This window comes from Chryseobacterium rhizosphaerae (assembly GCF_003385455.1).
GTDB lineage: Bacteria > Bacteroidota > Bacteroidia > Flavobacteriales > Weeksellaceae > Chryseobacterium > Chryseobacterium rhizosphaerae.
In genome coordinates this window covers 19,195-36,889 of the sequence record NZ_QNUF01000039.1, presented here as the reverse complement: position 1 = coordinate 36,889, position 17,695 = coordinate 19,195, and the positions used below count along the sequence as shown (strand labels likewise).

The following is a 17,695-nucleotide window of genomic DNA, read 5'->3' as shown; positions in this document are numbered from 1 at the left end:
AGAATTAATGGGATATTAAAGCAGGAGTTTCTTTTTTGTAAAACAAAAAATATGCACCACTTAAGTTCATTAATAAAAGAAAGTATTTGGCTTTATAATGCGAAAAGACCACATCTAAGTCTTAATATGCAAACCCCAGATACAGTCCATAAAAAATCCGAAGAAACAAATGCATCTCCGGATTAAATATTGTTTAATTTTATGTCAACCTATTTTAGGACGACTCATTTTATTTCAAATAGAGTAAAATGTATTGTTTATTTTGCTACATCTGTGATAGATATTTAAAAAGAGAATTTATTTTAAACTTAGCAAAGCTAATCTGTATCCTTCCATTCCGAAGCCAGACAATACAGCATCGGTGTTGGCAGCAGTCACAGACTTTTGTCTGAATTCCTCTCTTTTATAAATGTTGCTGATGTGTACTTCAACCTTAGGTTTTTGTATGTTCTTTAAGCAGTCTGCTATCGCATAAGAATAATGAGTGAATGCTCCCGGGTTGATCACTACTGCATCAAAATCATCTTCCTGAAGCCTGTTGATGAGCTCTCCTTCAATATTGGATTGATAATATTTTAATTCATAAGAATGAAACTCGGATTTTAGATTTTCCAAATACTTTTCCATAGAGATTGTTCCATAGATTTCCGGTTCTCGTGTTCCTAGTAAATTAAGATTGGGGCCGTTAACGATAAGAATTTTCATTTAAAAAATTTAATCAAAGATAAATAAATTTATATAGACTACAGATCAATATTCGTATGTGGGTTTTGCTGCGCATATTCTGAAGGGGGTAATTCCTACAATCTGTTTAAAAACCCTGTTAAACGTTGACTGATTTGAAAATCCTGCTTCAGTATAGATATACATCAAAGTCGTTTTTTGGAAATCAATCTCTGTAAAAAGTTTTTTCACATAGTTGATTCTATAGATATTAAGATATGTATTGAAATTGGAATATCCTTTATACCGTATAGCTTTAGAAATATAAGTGCTGTTGACATCTAGTGCTACGCTCAGTTTTGAGAGATTGAACTTGTCATCTTTAAAAAGTTTATTCTCGGTCATGGCGGTTTCTATTTTTTTAAATAGTTTTTTCATGCTTTCAACATCAATATCATCCCATGAGTTTTCAGTAGGAGTCTGTATTTCATCCTTTCGAATTACAGTGGATTCTATTTGAGATAGAATTTCCAGTTTTCGGATCTTATCTTTATAATAAATTAATAATGAAACAACTAAGATATTTGAAATAAAAAGGATGGTATCTGTAAACATTACCTCTTTTTGGGTATGCTCAGGAAAAGTAAAGTTGAAGTTATTGGCTGCAATATAGCCGGTAATAATTAATAATAATATATAAGCCACATACAGTAATACTTCTTTTTTGGAAAAGAAAATATAGGCTCCCAGTGGGATGGGAAGCAGCCAACAAAAACTTGCAACAGAATTATTCCAGAAGGCAAGCATAATATAGAAGTTGTAAATAGGGGCAAATAGTAGATGCAGATGCACTATAAGGCTTATCGGATATTTTTTTCTTACAATTGAATAGGTATAACCGGAAAAGAATAACCCGATCATTAAGTACCAGGACATCATTTTGTCATGAATAAAGAATGTGAAGATTACGGCATATACTCCTAAAACCAGCAGCATAAGAATAGTATACCTATCCATTAGTTCAAGCTTAAATTTTTCTATCTGTACATTCTTTGTGTTTACTTCTGACATCTAAAATCTGTGTTATAAGGAATAAATTAATGAATTATCATAATTCATTAGGATATTGTTTTGGTTTTCAAAGATATATAAAATTTAAATCATTTTCAAGATTGTGATTTATACTTTTATTTTTTGATTTAATGATACAGTTAGTTTTGCAGGAGAAATTGTATCAAACAAATGTACCGAATAAATGTCCTTACTCTATTGAAAAAGTTTCAAACTCCATTCTTTCTTAACTATACTTTGCTGTGCTCTTCCAATATTTTTGAAAAATAAAATTCCAGATAAAAACACAACTTGTCATGCTTTGATAGGGCACCTCAAAGAAGCTTTTGTCAACTTTTTAACAAAAAATAATTCGAAAAATGAAAAAAACACTATTCTTATTGACAACAATTATTTCAGGATTAGCCTACTCCCAGGTAGGTATTAATACAGCGAATCCACAAGGAAGTTTCCATGTAGACGGTTTAAAAGATAACAATGCGACAGGAGTTCCAACAGCTGTACAGCAATCCAATGATTTTACTGTAACTTCTTCTGGTAGCGTTGGGATTGGTACTACGGTGCCTAATGCATCTGCAATGCTTGATGTGAATGTTGACGCTCTTGCAGTGGGTAGTAAAAAAGGATTTTTGGGACCAAAAGTTGCCTTGACTTCTCAGACGGATGGGGCTACCATCCCTTCACCGGCTGCGGGATTACTTGTATACAATTTGGGAACCGCAGGGCTAGGCTATGTCGGTTACGTATTTTGGAACGGAACTGAATGGAGAACATTCAATAATGGTTCTCTTGCGCCCGGAACTTTAGGATCTATTACCTGTAACGGAGTAACACTTTCTCCAGGAACCTATACGGCCGGAACTCCCTATACCGGAACAATGACTGTTCCTTACACCGGAGGAAACGGAGGAGTCTATCCGGCACAGACTGTGGGACCTGTAAATGGTCTTACGGCAACACTGGCTGCTGGAAATTTTAATGTAGGATCAGGAATTCTTAGCTATACAGTGTCAGGTGTACCTACGGCTTCCAGCCCTACACTGACTACTTTTGCGTTAAATATTGGCGGACAGACCTGTAGTGCAACAGTAGGAGCCGGAGCTGTGATTGCTCCCGGAGAGCTGGTCTATTATCATTCTTCAATTCCGCGCAAGACAACATCATTTCTTTTAAGCCAGTTTCTTAATGATCTTCCCGTGATCAATAATACGTTCAGAGTGGATGCTTTTATTACTGCTCCCAATGCATTTGACTCAAGCGGGGCAACTACTAATTTTGATCCGCGTCTTTATAATATCACTACTGCCAATGCAAAAGTATGGGTTTCTGAAGTGTCTACCCATACAGGTGACTCACATGGCGCTAACTTATTAATTTTCCCTAATAATTATGCACAGTTTGATGATGGGGTTTATCTTACCTATGGAAGAAACGAAACGGTAACTTTTGATATTACTACTGCTGACAACAAATGGTACAGAGTGTACTATGCACTCCGTATAGATAACAAATCTTTTACAAGTGCAGGGAATGGTAATACGACTTCAGATTCCAATACTTTAGATAATACACTGGAGGTTTTTGTATCCATCCAGAGACTTTACTGATCTTAATAAGTGAATTATTATTTGTAATTCCTAAAAAAAATTCTTACTCAGACATAATTTAATGACGCCATTGGCGTCATTTTTTTATTTCCATGCACACAGTGTATTGATTCAATTATTATTAATGATATTTCTCATGTTTGCTAAAGTGTCAATTTTTATAAGTCCTTATTTTATCGGCTTTTTAATAAAATATTAAGTTAATTTTTGAAAAATTATCATGAAAAATTACAAGTCTACTTGTTTTGTAGACTAAATATTTCTAGATTTGCAGACATATTTCGATCGGCTTATAAAGAAAGATGGAGGGAACTGACCCAATGAAATCTTAACAACCTGCTCTCGCGCAAGGTGTTACATTCAGCCTTTAAAGGAAAAATAAGCATTAGGTTTATCGTATTTATCGATGCCCTTTGCTGTATTATCTGCAAAGGGCAAAATTTTAATATATGATAAACAAAATTGATTATGATTAATAAAAATTTGATTAGCTCAAAAATTTGGATTCCCCCTGTAGCGGTATTCTTTTTAGGAATAGGAAGCTTAAGCGGACAGAATACCAAGGCTAAAAAAGATACACTCAATGAGAAGGAGCTTGATGAAGTGGTGGTGGTAGCCTATGGGAAGGCTAAAAGAACCAGCTACACCGGTTCTGTGGCAACTATTTCCAGTGATAAAATTAACAACAGACCTGTTACCAATATTACAAAAGCATTGGAAGGACAGGTTGCAGGAGTACAGACAACAAGTTCTTCCGGACAGCCGGGATCTACAGCAACAATCAGGATCCGAGGAATTGGTTCTATCAGTGCATCCAGCGATCCTTTATATGTGGTAGACGGAATTCCTTTTGACGGAAATCTGAACTCTATAAGCCCTAATGATATAGAATCAATCAGTGTACTGAAAGATGCTACGGCAAGTGCTCTTTATGGATCAAGAGGAGCGAACGGGATCATCATTATTACGACTAAATCCGGTAAAAAAGGAGAAGCCCGAATCAATTTTAATATGAGCCAGGGTTTTTCCACCAGAGCGGTAAAAGATTACGAACAAGTCAATACGGATCAGTATTTCCAACTGTATTGGGAAGCATTGAGAAACGGATACAGATCCAGTCAGATCAATGGACAGCAGGCAGCTCAGATGGCTACCAATAATCTTATTTCTGAGCTGGGTATCAATCCTTACGGAGCCAATTATTCAAAACCTGTAGGTACAGACGGAAAACTATTATCCGGGGCGACACCTTTATGGAATGATGACTGGAGAGATGTTTTACAGAGAGTGGCTTCCAGAAATCAGGTAGATCTGGATATCAGTGGAGGAAGTGAAAAAAGCAATTACTTTTTCTCATTGGGATATCTTGATGATAAAGGGATTGCCATTGAATCCGGATTTAAAAAATACAGCACAAGATTAAAACTCAATTCTGAAGTTAAGAAATGGCTGAATGTAGGGGTAAACCTAAGTTATACCAACAGTATTCAACAGGCTCCTACGTCTTCAGATTCCAATACAAGCAATGTTATCCAGGCAGCAAGATCTGTTCCTTCATTCTATCCTTATTATGAGAGAAATCCGGATGGGTCTTATGTATTGGATGGTGCCGGAAACAGAATTTACGATTTTGGAAAATACAGGCCTACCAACGCTCTTCAGAATCAAAATCTGGCAGCAACTTTACCTTTGGATAAAAACGAAAATAAAGAAGATAACTTCTCCGGAAAAGGTTTCATGGATTTCACATTCTTACCTGAATTGAAGTTCAGAACCAGTTTTTCTGTAGATTTGGTCAACTATAATGGACATTATTACTCAAACCCGCTTATTGGGCAGGGTAGTGAGATTGGAGGATCGGTCACAAAGTCAAACAGCAGAACTTTATCGTATACCACGAGTAACATTCTGACTTTTGATAAAAAATTCGGAAAGCATCACTTTAATGTATTGGCAGGTCAGGAATTTTATAAATATGATTATCAAACAATTTCCGGGACCAGAAGTCAGTTTTCACTTCCATACTATTATGAGCCGGATGCTGCCGCTTTATTGGGAAGTTTCAGTGGAAACAGTGATAAGGTCAGCCTGCTAAGTTACCTTGGAAAAGTGGAATATGATTTTAATAATACCTATTTCCTGTCAGCTTCAGGAAGAGCCGATGGTTCTTCAAGATTTTTTAAGGATAACCGTTGGGGAAAATTCTGGTCTGTAGGAGGTTCATGGAAAATCTCTAATGAGGAATTTATCAAAAATCTGAATTTCTTTAATCAGCTGACACTTCGTGCAAGTTATGGAGGACAGGGGAATGATAAATTATTACAACCTAATAAACTCCCTCTTTATTACGCTTATCAGGAGCTTTATAAATTTTATAATAACCTTGGTGAGCCGGGGGCAGTACTTGAAAAAGCGAGAACCAACGAATTAAAATGGGAGACGAATCTTAATCTGAACGTAGGATTAGAGTTTGCGATTCTTAATAACAGAGTGAAAGGAAATATCGAGTATTTTGAGCGAAAAAGCCAGGATCTTCTATTTAATATGCCAGTAGCTCCGTCTTTGGGAATTAATGATTTTCCGGCCAATATCGGAACCATAAAAAATACAGGTTTTGAATTCTCTCTTTTTACAACACCAATTAAGACGGATGATTTCCAATGGAATTTAGATCTTAACCTGAGTACATTGAATAATAAGATTACGAAATTACCTAAAGGTTCTATCCTTACCGGAACAAAGTTGTTACAGGTAGGTGGTTCTGTATATGATTTCTATATTCCGGAATGGGCAGGGGTAGATGCAAGTAACGGAAGACCATTATGGAAAACCATCAGTACAGATGCTAATGGAAATACAGTGGAAGGTACTACCTCTGAATATGCAAAAGCAACAAGAACACTGCAGGGATCTGCACTGCCAAAAGTAACCGGAGGACTTAGTACAAGTATTACCTATAAGAATTTCGACTTCTCAGGATTGCTGACTTTCAAAATCGGGGGTAAAATTCTTGATACCGATTATACCTCAATTATGCATAACGGAAGCGCCGGAGGTCGTGCGTGGAGCGTAGAAATGTTAAACAGATGGACGCCTGAAAATCCTAATACGGATGTACCTGCATTGAGCACAATTACCAATAACTGGACGTCTAATTCTTCGAGATTTTTATATTCCGGGACGTATGCAAGACTTAAAAATGTAAGTCTGGGATATACTCTCCCTTCAGACTATTTTGAAAAACTGGGACTTAAAAAGTTCAGAATTTATGTTCAGGCAGAAAATCTTCTGACCTTCTATAAACATAAAGGAATGGATCCTGAACAGGCATTGGACGGTACTACTTATTACAGGTATCCTGCAATGAGAACAATCACTTTTGGACTTCAGGCAACTCTTTAACTTTTAAAAATTGAAACAATGAAAAAATTAAAATATTTATCTTTTGCCTTACTCGCAGCATGGGTACTGACCAGCTGTGAAAGTGACCTGGCAACAGCTCCTACCGACCAGGCTAATGATGTAGAGGTTTTTAAAACAGCTGAAAGTGCAGAAACAGTAATCAACGGAACCTGGGCCAGATTCAATGATGATGGAACAACCTATGCCAATATTGGGTATTCAACTGTTTTAAGAGCAAGTGATGCTATGGGAAGTGATGTAGCGGTACTGACTAATAAATATGGTTTTTCTTCTACCTATACTTTTACTGAAATGGTTAATAGTACGGCAAGCCGTCCATTATTTATCTGGTCGATGCTCTATTCTGCCATCAATAACATGAATAATGTGATTGCCAGAATTGACGGAACAGAAGGAAGTCAGGAAAAAAAGAATCAGGTGAAAGGCCAGGCAAAGGCATTACGGGCTTTCTGTTATCTGAATCTTGCCAGTTTTTATCAGTTCAGTTACCTGAAAGATAAGACGGCATTAACAGCTCCTATCTATACGGAACCTTCAACGATAACTACAGTAGGAAAGAAAAGAGCAAGCCTGGAAGAGATCTATGCTTTAGTGAAAAGTGATCTTACAGATGCTGATAATTTATTGAAAGATTATACGAGAAATAATAAAGATAAGATCAATCGTTCTGTCGTAAACGGGATTTTAGCAAGAACCTATCTGAATACGGGAGAATGGAGTAAAGCTGCAGCTGCGGCAAAAATTGCAAGAGAAGGTTACCCTTTGATGGCTCCGGAGAAATATAAGGATGGTTTCAACGATATCAATAATGCTGAATGGATTTGGGGGCACGGACAAACCCAGGAGCAATCCGGGGCGAGTTATGCATTCCATTACCTGGATGTATCTTCTTCCGGAAGTTATTATTACAGTTTTATGGCTGATCCTTATTTTAAAGACCTCTTTGATGCTAATGATATCAGGTCTCAGCTTTTCTCATGGGATGGCCTTAAAGGAAGAGAAGGGTTGTTGAGGTATGCTAAGTTTAAATTTAAATCAGGACTTATTGCTGATATCGTCTATATGAGAGCTGCCGAAATGTACCTGATTGAAGCGGAAGCGGAAGCAAGAAACGGAAATGTATCCAAGGCAGTAACTGTTTTAAATCAATTGAAATCTGCAAGAAATGCTAATGTCTACAGTGGTTCTTTAGCTCAGAATGATGTGGTGAAGGAAATTTTAATTGAGAGAAGAAAAGAATTATTCGGAGAAGGTTTTTCTCTTTCAGATATCATCAGAACACAGGGAACAGTAGTAAGGAAGCGTTTCGTAGACGCTAATGGAGAGCCTGTTAAAGTTCAGGTAACTACACCGGACGGAACGGTAAAAACGGTTGATGGAAGAGGTCATACTAATTTTGCATTCCCTGATCAAACAGGATTTGTACCGAATAGCAGGTATTATTTATTCAGTATTCCACAGAAGGAATCTGAAAACAACCCGAATTTATAGTTTATAACCCAATAATTAGATTTGATTTTTTTAGCCACTGCACTTGCGGTGGCTTTTATTTTAATAAATTATTTTCCCCTAGATCTATAGTATACCAGAGAATCAAAAGTGTGCATGAAGTTTTTTAAACTTTTGGTTTTTACGGTATCTATACTTTCTTTTTCGTCAAGAAAATGACGAAAGTATATTGATAGGGACCTTTTGTCTGTTTTAATTATAATTGTATCATCAAGTTCAATAGAATTTGCTCTTTCTCCTATCTTTGTATTGTTATTAATAAGATAGATTTTATTCTTATCAAAACTTTTTCCTAAAAAGGCCCAATCCTTATCTGTTAGTTTAAACCTAAGTGTGTCAGAGGTATCAGGCTCGATCATAAGATTTGTTGTATAAATATCGGTTCCATTAACGGTCGAAAGATTTCTATTTTGGTTTAAGATCTTGATATCTTTGCTTAATATCTCTTTTTTTTCACAAGAAAATAGGATTGAACAAGTCAATGAAATAAGTAAAGGTGTAGCAAAAAAGGGTTTCATTCTAATATAAATTATTTCTTATTATTTGATTAGGAACGTTCTTTAAAATACCTAAATTATCATAATTGTCAGGATTTAAAATGTGTTTTGTCAATTTTGAATGATTAATAGTCATGTATACGTAGCTTTCCTGAGAAAAAGCAACAGTAAATTGGGGAATTAATAGTCATGATAAAGTTTTTGTAGAGAGCATTTGTTTAAAAACAATCTTAGTTTCTTACCAATGCAGTGATTGTTTTTTATTTCATTATTAAACTTAGAATAATCGGAAACACTTCTGTATTGCATATTAAATATTCCAGGACATCACCCATTTTGGAAAAAAGCTTTACCTTTGTAACAATGAATCTGTTAAGATGGATACTGGCAATTTATTTCATGGCGTTATCATTAATGCCATGTGAAGATGTGTCTACACCATATGATTCAGGAGAAAAGAAAATATCACTAAGTATCCATGGAGCTCATTCTACGGAGAAAGGAGATATCTGTTCACCACTTTGTGCATGCAGCTGTTGCCAGATTGCAGTATCAGCATTTAAGATGGATCCGTTATTAGAGATTCCCAAGCAGGTTCCTGCTTATTTTTCAAAGAAAATTCTTTTTCAGAAGAATGACCTTGCTTACCAGATATATGACCCTATCTGGCAGCCTCCCAAAATTTAATTTTTATTGACTTTAGAAAGTGATGCTTTCTAAACATTACTTGAAACTTTGCAATACCATTGCAGAGGTTTTCATGATATTTTTGCTGCAGTATTTCTACTGTATGCATTTATTTTCAATAAAAATCAATATAGATCGTGTTAGATAAAATAATAAAATTTAGTATTAAAAACAAGGTGGTCATCGGTCTTATGACCTTAGTATGGATCATCTGGGGAGTTTGGAGTGCCACCAAACTGCCAATAGATGCTGTACCGGATATCACCAATAATCAGGTACAGATCATTACCGTATGTCCTACATTGGCAGGGCAGGAAGTAGAGCAGTTGGTAACCTTTCCTATAGAGCAGAGCATTGCCAATGTGCCCGGTATTCAGGAAACAAGAAGTATTTCAAGGTTCGGGCTTTCGGTGATTACCGTAGTATTCAAAGAAGAGGTAAATGTCTACTTTGCGAGACAGTTGATCAGTGAGCAATTAAAAAGTGCAGTTGAAGAAATTCCAAAAGGAGTAGGAACTCCTGAACTCGCCCCGGTAAGTACAGGTTTAGGAGAAGTATACCAATATATCCTTCACCCTAAAAAAGGAAGTGAGAAAAAATATAATGCCAAAGAACTTCGAACTATGCAGGACTGGATTGTCAGAAGACAGCTCAACGGAACGCCTGGAGTTGCTGAAATCAACAGTTTCGGAGGAGAATTAAAACAATATGAAGTAGGTATTGATCCCAACCGTTTGAAAGCGATGGGAATAAGTATTAGTGATCTGTTTACAGCGCTTGAAAAAAATAATCAAAATACCGGAGGAGCTTATATCGATAAAAAACCCAACGCCTATTTTATCAGAGGAATTGGATTGGTGGCTTCTCTGGATGATATAAAAAATATAGCCGTAAAAAATGAAACAGGTAGTGTTCCTATTTTTGTAAAAGACGTTGCAGATGTTCGTCTGGGAAGTGCTGTCCGTTACGGAGCATTAACCTATAATGGGAAAGTAGATGCTGTGGGAGGAGTCGTGATGATGTTGAAAGGAGCCAATAGTAACGAGGTTGTAGAAAATGTTAAAGCAAAGATTCCTACCATCCAAAAATCGCTTCCGAATGATGTTGTGATAGAACCTTTTCTGGATAGAACAGATTTGGTAAGCAGAGCCATCAGTACCGTGGAAAAAAATCTGATGGAAGGAGCTTTAATTGTAATTTTTGTACTTGTTGTGTTTCTTGGGAATTTGAGAGCAGGACTTATCGTGGCTTCCGCCATCCCACTTTCCTTGTTATTTGCACTGGGTATGATGAATGTTTTTGGAGTGAGCGCGAACCTGATGAGTTTGGGAGCGATTGATTTTGGATTGATTGTAGATGGCGCTGTGATTATTGTGGAAGCTACCTTGCATTTGTTGCATAATAAAAATAAAGGAATGCTGAATCAGATTCAAATGGATCAGGAAGTAGGAACTGCCGCCTCCAAAATGATGAATAGTGCCATATTTGGACAAATTATCATTCTGATTGTTTACGTTCCAATTCTTACGCTGGCAGGTGTAGAAGGGAAAATGTTTACCCCTATGGCTAAAACAGTAGGTTTTGCGATCATTGGAGCAACTATATTATCAATCACATATATTCCGATGATGAGTGCATTATTTTTATCTAAAAAAATATCACATAAAGATACCCTTTCCGATAAAATGATGAATGCTATCCAGAAGGTTTATCAGCCGTTATTACAAAAAGCAATCAGAATAAAATATATTATCGTTTCAGCAACCATTGCGATTTTTGTCATTGCTGCTTTCATCTTTAAGAATATGGGGGGAGAATTTATTCCACAATTACAGGAAGGTGATTTTGCATTCCATTGTATTCTGCCACAAGGAAGCTCATTGAGCCAGAGTATTGAAACCTCAATGCAGGCTTCCAGAATTATCAAACAATTTGATGAGGTGAAAATGGTCGTAGGAAAAACAGGATCAGCTGAAGTTCCTACAGATCCGATGCCTCCCGAAGCTACTGATATGATTGTAGTATTGAAACCGCAAAGCGAATGGAAAACTAAAAAATCGTATAACGAACTGGCAGATGAGATCAGTGAGAAATTAGAGACAATTCCTGGAGTCTTTTTTGAAAAAAATCAACCTATCCAGATGCGTTTCAATGAATTGATGACCGGAATCAGGCAGGATGTTGCCGTGAAAATTTTTGGTGAAAACCTTGATTCACTGGCTGTTTATGCTGATAAAGTAGGAAAAGTCATTCAGTCTGTTGATGGTGCTACAGCGCCTCAGATTGAAAGAGTGAGCGGTTTACCTCAAATCAATGTACAATATGACAGAACAAGAATCGCGAATTATGGATTAAATATTGAAGACGTTAACAATGCGGTCAGTACAGCCTTTGCAGGTAAAGCTGCCGGGCAGGTTTTTGAAAACGAAAGACGTTTTGATTTAGTAGTTCGTCTTGACAGCCTCCACAGGTCAGATATTTCGGATGTTAATAATTTAATGATTACTACTGCTACTGGTGCTCAGATTCCACTGTCACAGGTTGCCAATGTCAGCTATAAGCTTGGTCCTGCACAAATCAGCCGTGAATTGGGGAAACGTAGAATTGTAATAGGATTTAACGTAAAAGGTCGCGATGTGGAAAGTGTAGTAAAAGATATCCAGGCAAAATTGGACAAAGAGATCAAGCTACCATCAGGATATTATTTTACCTATGGTGGACAATTTGAAAACTTACAGGAAGCAAGTAAACGTTTGATGATTGCCGTTCCGGTATCACTGCTCCTGATTTTTATGCTGTTGTATTTTACATTCCGTTCATTTAAACAGGCCGGGCTGATCTTTACAGCGATTCCGATGAGTGCCATTGGAGGGGTGTTTGCCCTTCTTTTGAGAGATATGCCGTTCAGTATTAGTGCCGGAATAGGATTTATTGCCCTCTTTGGGGTAGCCGTACTTAATGGGATCGTTTTGATAGGAACTTTTAATCAACTTGAAAAAGAAGGGGAAACAGACCTCCTGAAACGAGTGTATGAAGGAACGAAGAGCAGGCTAAGACCGGTTTTGATGACGGCTACCGTGGCTTCATTAGGATTCCTGCCAATGGCTATTTCTACGGGGGCAGGGGCAGAAGTTCAAAAACCTCTGGCAACAGTGGTAATTGGCGGGTTGGTATCTGCAACGTTCCTTACCTTATTCGTTTTACCAATGCTGTATATCATTTTCAATACAAAGATTTTGAAAAGAAAAAACAATAATACAGGAACATTTACTATAGTTCTTGTTTTAGGATTAATGATGATGGGGCAGACTTTTAAAGCCCAGTCCAAGCCAATGTCTGTAGATCAGGCCATACAGATAGCGATGGATAATAATTTAATTTTAAAATCAAAAGATTTAAGTATAAAATCAGCTGAAGCATTGAGACCTACATCCAAAGAACTTCCCAAATTAAGTTTTGAAGCCCAGTTGGGTCAATACAATAGCCGCAATTTTGACCAGTCCTTTGCAATCTCTCAGAGTATTCCTTTTCCAACACTTTTTAAGGCGAAAAAAGAATTAATCAATGAGAATATTAAAAGTAGGCAGATTGATAAAGAAGTAACCACCAATGAACTGATAAGACAGGTTCGTACTTATTATTATCAAATTGAATATCTTCAGTATAACAAAGCTCAGCTAACGAGCCTTGGCAAGGTATATGATGATTTTATCAGAATTGCAACCGTAAGATTTAAAGCCGGAGATATTAAAAAAATTGAAATAAACACGGCAGAAACACAAAAAGGAGAAATTGATCTGTTACTGAGACAGAATGAGGTATATTTAACTAATGCTTATAAGAATTTAAAAACAATTTTAAATACTTCAGAAGACTTTGAGGTGCCTTTCAATCAAAATTATGAACCTCTGAAAGTTGAAAATATATTGGATAGTACAGTAGTGGCTAACAACCCTTCAGTCCGGGCTTTATATCAGGATATGGAGATTGCAGAGAAGAATAAAAAGGTTGAAAAATCTATGGGGCTTCCTGATTTTAGCTTGGGGTATACAAATCAGTCGTTGATAGGCTTTCAAACGGTAAACGGGCAGGAAAGATACTATGGAAGCGGAAACCGTTTCAGTGCTGCTACCCTAGGTGTTGCTATTCCCCTGACATTTGGAGCTACCAAAGCAAGAATTCAGGCATTGGAATATCAAAAACAGGTTGCTGAGACTAATGCAAAAATGCAGCAGAAACAGCTTACTACGCACTTAGAAAATGCATTCAGCCAGTATCAGCAGGATATCCAGCAGTATGATTATTATACTACTCAGGCAATACCTAACGCTGAAAAAATTGTAAACGCAGCTCAATTAGGTTATAAAACAGGAGAAATATCTTATGTAGAATATCTTTTTGCTTTGCAAACTGCAACCAATATTCAGCTGAAATATCTGGAATCGATCCAACAAGTCAACCAAGCTGTAGTAACCATTAATTCAATCATTAATAAATAATATGAAATCGCTATTCAAAACATTCTCAGGTAAACAATCACCAATAAAGATAGCAGTGGCATACGATCTTATAAAAAATAAATATGTGCATATGAAACTCAAATATAGTATTATAACCCTTGTTCTTATTTCCCTGTTCATCATAAGCTGCGGAAAGAAAGAGGCTTCAGCAGAAAAGGCCGCTGAGAAAACTCCTGAAAAAACAGAGCAGAAGGAAACTCCAAAAGAAGAAGCTCCTGCAACCATAGCCGCATTAACAGAAGAACAGATGCAATCAGTAGGAGTAGCTCTGGGGACTGTAGATATGAAAGAACTCACATCCACGATCAAAGCAAATGGTCTGCTAAGTGTTCCTAACAGTAATAAAGCGACGATTACTTCTTTATATGGAGGAATCATAAAAACGTTAAATATCCAGGTAGGAAGTATTGTGAAAAAAGGACAGGTGATTGCTACCATTGCCAATCCGGAATATATACAGCTTCAGGAAGATTATCTAACTACAAACAGCAGAATAACCTATGCGGAACAAGAATTCAGAAGACAAAGGGAGCTTTTTGACAATGATGCCGGAGCAAAGAAAAATTTACAAAGTGCAGATGCTGAACTGAAAACTTTAAGAACAAAAAGAGCATCTCTTCTTAAACAACTTCAGATGATGGGGATAAGCCCAGGAAGCGTAAACAATGGGAATATGAGATCAGGATTAGTTATCACGGCTCCAATCAGCGGAACCATCAGTGGGATTACAGCACAGATCGGAAGCTATGTAGATATTTCGTCTCCGGTAGCTACTGTGATTGATAATGGTTCCATTCACCTGGATCTTCAGATTTTCGAAAAAGACCTTCCGAAAATGAGGGTAGGGCAGATTGTACATTTTAATCTGACCAATAACCCCGAAACAGAATATGATGCAAGAGTATATAGTATAGGATCTTCATTTGAAAACGAGAGCAAAACCATTTCGATGCATTGCGAAGTGATTGGAAATAAAGCTGGATTAATTGATGGAATGAATATTACTGGAATTGTGAGTCTTGATAAAAGTACTACACCAGCCGTTCCTACCTCGGCGATTGTAGAAGCGGACAGTAAATATTATGTTTTTGTACAAACCGATAAAAAACCGGAAGGAGAACATGAAGAAAAAGGAAAGCCTCACCCTAAAACAATGAATTTTGAAAAAATAGAAGTAGTGAAAGGCACGTCAGATATGGGGTATACAGCAATTACACCCATCGGTCAGATTTCTGCTGATGCGAAAATTGTGGTAAAGGGTGCCTTTTTTGTTAATGCTAAACTTGTGAATTCAGGGGAGCATGAATAAGCCATAATGAATGTGACCGGAATCAGGTAAATATCGTTTTTTATGCTTAATTTAGAACTGATTGCATATTCGTTTTTGCTCTTGTAAAAACTGTCTGAAGGTGAAAAGAGAAGTTGTATTTAATAAATGATGAATTATGTTATTAAACAAAAAAATATCAGTCTGGTATTTCATCCGTGAAATAAAATCTCAGATCCTGTTTATCGGAATATTCGCTGTGGTTATTGGTCTTTTGGATATGCTGCCCGGGTTTAGAAAAATCTCACTTCCTTTGAATATTCCCGCACTCTTAGGAACAGCTGTATCTTTACTACTGGCTTTCCGGACTTCCCAGTCTTACGAAAGATGGTGGGAAGCAAGAACCGTTTGGGGAGCTATTGTTAATGATTCAAGGACGTTTGTAAGACTGGTTCTCCAGTTTATACCTGCGGGAGATGATAAAACAATAAAAGATTTTGCCGAAAGACAAATCATCTGGACATATGCGCTGGGAGAATCTCTCAGAAAGCAACCCTTCTCAGAAAAAGTTCAGGAATATCTGGATAAAAATCATATCAACGGAATGAATATACCCAATGCTCTGCTGGATGCTCATTCTAAACAGCTAAAGGAAATTGCCACAACAAAAGAATTAACGGATTTTCAGCAAATGCAGCTGAATGATATCGTCACAAGACTTTGTGACAGCATGGGAAAATGTGAAAGATTGAAAAATACCGTTTTCCCAAGATCTTACAGCATTTTAGTACATATTTTGATCTATGTATTTGCCGCGATACTTCCGTTTGGGCTGGACGATTCTCAGCTTGTAGTGGAAATTGCGATTACCTTCCTGATTCCGATCATGTTCATTGCTATTGAAAAAACATCAATCATTATGCAGGACCCTTTTGAAAACGGCCCGGTGGATACTCCAATGACGTCTTTGGCACAGACCATAGAGATCAATATCAGACAAATGATTGGTGAACAAAATGTCCCTTTAAAAAAAGAAAATACATTGTATTATGAAATGTAATTAAACCATAAAGATCATATGGAAAACACACCAACACAAATACAAACACCCTCTGCAGCAAGCAGACATAAAAAGAATCTTCTGATCGTACTCGGTCTCAGCGGAACCTATCTTATTGCTGAGGTTATTGGAGGAATAGTTACCAATAGCCTTGCATTATTGGCTGATGCAGCCCATATGCTGACGGATGTTGTGGGATTGCTTTTGGCATTTATTGCTATAAAAATAGGAGAAAGAAAAGCAGATCCTTCCAAAACATATGGATATTACCGGACTGAAATATTAGCTGCTGTTATTAATGCAGTCGTTTTACTGGGAATTTCTATCTATGTATTGGTTGAAGCTTATAAACGTTTTCAGAGTCCACCTGAGGTACAGAGTAAATCGATGCTGATTGTAGCAGGAATTGGATTGATAGTTAATATTATCGGGATGATGATCCTCAGAAAAGATTCAGAAGGAAGCCTGAATATGAAAGGAGCTTACTTTGAAGTTCTTTCAGATATGCTTACCTCTGTAGGGGTAATGATTGCCGGAGTTATTATGCTTACCACAGGTTGGTATTATGCAGATCCTTTGATTTCTGCAGCCATTGGGCTTCTGATTTTTCCAAGAACCTGGAAACTGTTGAAAGAAGCAATTAATGTTTTATTGGAAGGAACTCCCAAAGACGTAGACATTCATAAGCTGCGTCAGTCATTGGAGCAGACCCCTGGAGTGAAGAATATCCATGATCTTCATGTCTGGTCTCTTACCTCGAGTGTCAACGCGATGAGCGCTCATGTTGTAAAGAACGAAGGGGTTTCTCAAAATCAATTATTGAAAACCTTGACGGAGGAGACGATCAGAAACTTTAAAATAAGCCATACCACTTTTCAGATAGAGGAGGAAGGATATGAGGAAGCAGAAGTGCATCTGTAACATTAAAATTGTTGACAATGAAAAAAGATATAGAAAGCAAACTTATCGTTAAAAATACCAAGCCTACCAGCATGAGGATCCTGGTATATGATTTCTTAAGCTCTCAGGAAGCAGCATTGTCTCTTTCTGAAATAGAAAATCATTTTGATAATGCAGACAGGATCACCATTTACAGGACATTGAAAACCTTTGAAGAAAAAGGTATTGTTCACAGTATACAGGAGAATACTACCACAAAATATAAGTTGTGTGAAGATGATTGTGATGAGAAAACACATAAAGACTGGCATCTCCATTTCTATTGTAAAATATGTAAACAAACTACGTGTAAAGAAGATATTTCCTTCCCTGAGAATATTCAGACCAATTTCAGGATTGATGAAATAAGGCTGTTTGCCAAAGGAATCTGCGAAAATTGTCTTGAAAGTTTGCAATAGCATTGCATCTGTCTCACCATTAAATTTGTATAA

Annotated in this window: 13 protein-coding genes and 1 riboswitch; of the genes, 10 read left to right on the top strand and 3 right to left on the bottom strand. The window is 36.9% G+C overall.

From position 1 onward, the window contains the following. A partial coding sequence (locus DRF57_RS21785) for an integrase core domain-containing protein (RefSeq protein WP_157969925.1) occupies nt 1-186 on the top strand: 186 nt, incomplete at its 5' end. Between the two features lie 111 nt (nt 187-297). Here the strand turns inward: DRF57_RS21785 and DRF57_RS21780 are convergent. Both DRF57_RS21780 and DRF57_RS21775 read right to left on the bottom strand, forming a co-directional pair. Then, nucleotides 298-705 (bottom strand): type II 3-dehydroquinate dehydratase, encoded by a 408-nt coding sequence (locus tag DRF57_RS21780; protein WP_047484980.1) that lies wholly within the window; start codon nt 703-705, stop codon nt 298-300. Nucleotides 706-750: 45 nt separating this feature from the next. Then, the gene (locus DRF57_RS21775) at nt 751-1,734 is read right to left on the bottom strand and encodes a helix-turn-helix domain-containing protein (protein WP_115920829.1); all 984 of its coding nucleotides are present in this window, start codon (nt 1,732-1,734) and stop codon (nt 751-753) included. 359 nt (nt 1,735-2,093) lie between these two features. Here DRF57_RS21775 and DRF57_RS21770 point away from each other — a divergent pair, with 359 nt between their 5' ends. From DRF57_RS21770 to DRF57_RS21760, 3 genes are all read left to right on the top strand, one after another. Then, nucleotides 2,094-3,341 (top strand): hypothetical protein, encoded by a 1,248-nt coding sequence (locus DRF57_RS21770; RefSeq protein WP_052188469.1) that lies wholly within the window; start codon nt 2,094-2,096, stop codon nt 3,339-3,341. Between the two features lie 287 nt (nt 3,342-3,628). Next, a riboswitch (SAM riboswitch) is annotated at nt 3,629-3,726 on the top strand. An 83-nt stretch (nt 3,727-3,809) separates the two neighbouring features. Then, nucleotides 3,810-6,743, top strand: a complete 2,934-nt coding sequence (locus DRF57_RS21765; protein ID WP_115920827.1) for a SusC/RagA family TonB-linked outer membrane protein — start codon at nt 3,810-3,812, stop codon at nt 6,741-6,743. An 18-nt stretch (nt 6,744-6,761) separates the two neighbouring features. Further along, entirely contained in the window at nt 6,762-8,255 is a 1,494-nt protein-coding gene (locus tag DRF57_RS21760) for a RagB/SusD family nutrient uptake outer membrane protein (RefSeq protein WP_115920825.1), read from the top strand. Nucleotides 8,256-8,323: 68 nt separating this feature from the next. Here the strand turns inward: DRF57_RS21760 and DRF57_RS21755 are convergent, their stop codons facing one another. Next, nucleotides 8,324-8,632 (bottom strand): hypothetical protein, encoded by a 309-nt coding sequence (locus tag DRF57_RS21755; protein WP_156125999.1) that lies wholly within the window; start codon nt 8,630-8,632, stop codon nt 8,324-8,326. A 501-nt stretch (nt 8,633-9,133) separates the two neighbouring features. Here DRF57_RS21755 and DRF57_RS21750 point away from each other — a divergent pair. The 6 genes from DRF57_RS21750 (at nt 9,134) to DRF57_RS21725 (ending at nt 17,662) form a co-directional block, all read left to right on the top strand. Beyond that, complete coding sequence (locus DRF57_RS21750) at nt 9,134-9,457, top strand: DUF6660 family protein (RefSeq protein WP_084086538.1); 324 nt, start codon at nt 9,134-9,136, stop codon at nt 9,455-9,457. A gap of 137 nt (nt 9,458-9,594) precedes the next feature. Beyond that, nucleotides 9,595-13,956 (top strand): CusA/CzcA family heavy metal efflux RND transporter, encoded by a 4,362-nt coding sequence (locus DRF57_RS21745; RefSeq protein ID WP_115920823.1) that lies wholly within the window; start codon nt 9,595-9,597, stop codon nt 13,954-13,956. Between the two features lie 91 nt (nt 13,957-14,047). After that, on the top strand, nt 14,048-15,286 hold the full coding sequence (locus DRF57_RS21740) for an efflux RND transporter periplasmic adaptor subunit (protein ID WP_115920821.1): 1,239 nt from the start codon (nt 14,048-14,050) through the stop codon (nt 15,284-15,286). A 136-nt stretch (nt 15,287-15,422) separates the two neighbouring features. Then, nucleotides 15,423-16,304: a bestrophin family protein gene (locus DRF57_RS21735; RefSeq protein WP_084086541.1), complete on the top strand. Its 882-nt coding sequence runs from the start codon at nt 15,423-15,425 to the stop codon at nt 16,302-16,304. Nucleotides 16,305-16,322: 18 nt separating this feature from the next. Then, nucleotides 16,323-17,225 carry a cation diffusion facilitator family transporter gene (locus DRF57_RS21730; protein ID WP_115920819.1) on the top strand — a complete coding sequence of 301 codons (903 nt, stop codon included), beginning with the start codon at nt 16,323-16,325 and terminating at the stop codon, nt 17,223-17,225. Nucleotides 17,226-17,242: 17 nt separating this feature from the next. Then, on the top strand, nt 17,243-17,662 hold the full coding sequence (locus tag DRF57_RS21725) for a Fur family transcriptional regulator (protein ID WP_084086543.1): 420 nt from the start codon (nt 17,243-17,245) through the stop codon (nt 17,660-17,662). Nucleotides 17,663-17,695: the final 33 nt, after the last annotated feature.

Coding starts and splice junctions, on each gene's coding strand:
- DRF57_RS21780 (WP_047484980.1), bottom strand. CDS start 705: ATGAAAATTCTTATCGTTAACGGCCCCAATCTTAATTTACTAGGAACA.
- DRF57_RS21775 (WP_115920829.1), bottom strand. CDS start 1,734: ATGTCAGAAGTAAACACAAAGAATGTACAGATAGAAAAATTTAAGCTT.
- DRF57_RS21770 (WP_052188469.1), top strand. CDS start 2,094: ATGAAAAAAACACTATTCTTATTGACAACAATTATTTCAGGATTAGCC.
- DRF57_RS21765 (WP_115920827.1), top strand. CDS start 3,810: ATGATTAATAAAAATTTGATTAGCTCAAAAATTTGGATTCCCCCTGTA.
- DRF57_RS21760 (WP_115920825.1), top strand. CDS start 6,762: ATGAAAAAATTAAAATATTTATCTTTTGCCTTACTCGCAGCATGGGTA.
- DRF57_RS21755 (WP_156125999.1), bottom strand. CDS start 8,632: ATGATCGAGCCTGATACCTCTGACACACTTAGGTTTAAACTAACAGAT.
- DRF57_RS21750 (WP_084086538.1), top strand. CDS start 9,134: ATGAATCTGTTAAGATGGATACTGGCAATTTATTTCATGGCGTTATCA.
- DRF57_RS21740 (WP_115920821.1), top strand. CDS start 14,048: ATGAAACTCAAATATAGTATTATAACCCTTGTTCTTATTTCCCTGTTC.
- DRF57_RS21735 (WP_084086541.1), top strand. CDS start 15,423: ATGTTATTAAACAAAAAAATATCAGTCTGGTATTTCATCCGTGAAATA.
- DRF57_RS21730 (WP_115920819.1), top strand. CDS start 16,323: ATGGAAAACACACCAACACAAATACAAACACCCTCTGCAGCAAGCAGA.
- DRF57_RS21725 (WP_084086543.1), top strand. CDS start 17,243: ATGAAAAAAGATATAGAAAGCAAACTTATCGTTAAAAATACCAAGCCT.